Raw genomic sequence first — 1,851 nt, forward strand, 5'->3', positions numbered from 1 at the left:
GGCATACGACGCTGATGAGGTCGGCGCCGTTTCCATCCCAGCCTGACGCGTTTGTCGTGTAGTGCTTGGCGCCGTTGATGACCCACTCATCTCCGTCACGGCGCGCGAAAGTTTGGATGCCGACGGTGGGGTCCGGTGAATCGTAATTCGCTCCGCCGGTGACCTCCGTGTAGGCGATTGCGGCGAGGCGGGCGGTGCCGTCGCAGAACAGGGGAAGCCATCGCTGCTTCTGTTCGTGTGTGCCGAAGTTGATGATCGGGTTCAGTCCGAGACCAGTGCCCAGAAGGGCCGAGGGAACGTTGATGTCGACGCGCGCAAGCTCCTCGGCGGCCAAGCTGAAAGTCAGGTTGTCGAAGTACGCGCCGCCGTACTCGTCGGGAACCAGCCCTTTCACGAAACCGAGTCCTGCGAGCTGCTTGTAGATCGGTTCCAATGCATAGAAGCGGTCCTCCGGCCTTGGCAGGGACGCGATTGCCGGGGCCACGCCGGAGAGTATGTCGTCGGCGACTTGGCGCGCCATCATGCGTACAGCAAGTTGCTCAGGGCTGAGTTCGAAGCTCAAGGTCATCGGGGTCTCCTCGATGCGGGGGGAAGAAGTGGACGGGCGACGCTGCCTCTTCCCAAGCATCTCTGGAGAGCATCTGCTCGGTCTTGTATCCGAGTGCACCTACCTCGGTAAAATCGTGCAGATTACGCGGGCAACGACTGCTGAACGCGTGAATCCAGCCTCGGCGGTATGCACTGCATGGACTTTCGATAGTCGGTCGGGCTGCAGCCGAACCGAGAGCGGAACGCTTTGGCGAGATGTGCCGAGTCGGAGAATCCCCACGTCGTAGCGATGGAAGCGATGGAGCGGTCGTTGTGCACATCGGCCAGGTCCCGACGGCACGCTTCCACCCGCCGCTGGCGTACAAGGGTGCCGAAAGTGGTATCCGACCGTTCGAACAGGGCATGCAGGGTGCGCACCGACACTCCCAGGTGACGCGCTGTATCCGCTGCCGTCACGCGACCGAATGGCAGGTGCGTCTCGATGTAGCGGCCGGCAGCGACCCGTAGAAGGTCGTCTGTGTCGTGGCTGCGTCGACTCTCCTGCTCGACAGCACCACCGAGCACCGCGCGCAACAGATCGACGTGCGCGGCGCCGATCATCTGCCGTTCGACCGAGGCAAACGAGGAGTCACTGCGCCACGTCTCGAGCATCAACGCGCTGAGGAGGCGAGCCGATCCGACAGTGCCTCCGAAGCTGCGCGCAGTGGTGGACCTGTCGGGAGCGGTTACATCGGCGAGTTGGGCGCGGGGCAGCCGAAACGACAGCACCCGCCACAGCGACCCCTCTTCCTCTGGTTCGACGAACTCGAGGCGATACGGGCGTGTGGAGTCGACGACAGTGAATTCGCCACGTGAGACCATGCACTGTCGTCCGTCCTGCGTGGTCAGGCAGTGTCCGTCCAACTGCAAGTTGACGAATACGACGTCTTCCGGGGTGCGTGCGACTTCGCGGTGTCCGTGCTCGATCCGTTGAGTGCACGAGGCAATTTCCGCGGCATTGCTACCGCCGACCTGATTCGAACGCACCCATCCAGGTAGCCCGGACGGTACCGAGCTTCGTTCGATGTGATCGCGTGACCTCCACGGTGCCAGCGGCGTGAAGGCTTGGCACAGCACGTCAGCCCAGTAACTCATCTGATCGGGCGTATCTAGATCTCGTGTAGTCCAAAAGGCAGTCACAGGGAGCTCCGCATCCAGTCCAGGTCAAAAAACACTAGAACGCGGTTGTAAGGAGCGAGATGACTTTGCGTTACAAACTCCGACCGTGAAGCTCACGCCGGGTGACCGGGCGTTGAGAGCGTC

General features: G+C 62.2%; 2 protein-coding genes. Both read right to left on the bottom strand.

The features are described 5' to 3' along the window. Positions 1-568 (bottom strand): acyl-CoA dehydrogenase family protein (locus tag A2J03_RS21955; RefSeq protein ID WP_197480908.1); only part of this gene is annotated, 568 nt, incomplete at its 3' end. A gap of 122 nt (positions 569-690) precedes the next feature. After that, complete coding sequence (locus A2J03_RS21960; RefSeq protein ID WP_082898005.1) at positions 691-1,683, bottom strand: helix-turn-helix domain-containing protein; 993 nt, start codon at positions 1,681-1,683, stop codon at positions 691-693. Positions 1,684-1,851 lie beyond the last annotated feature (168 nt).

Source organism: Rhodococcus sp. EPR-157 (assembly GCF_001647195.1).
Lineage (GTDB): Bacteria > Actinomycetota > Actinomycetes > Mycobacteriales > Mycobacteriaceae > Rhodococcoides.

Coding starts and splice junctions, on each gene's coding strand:
- A2J03_RS21960 (WP_082898005.1), bottom strand. CDS start 1,683: ATGAGTTACTGGGCTGACGTGCTGTGCCAAGCCTTCACGCCGCTGGCA.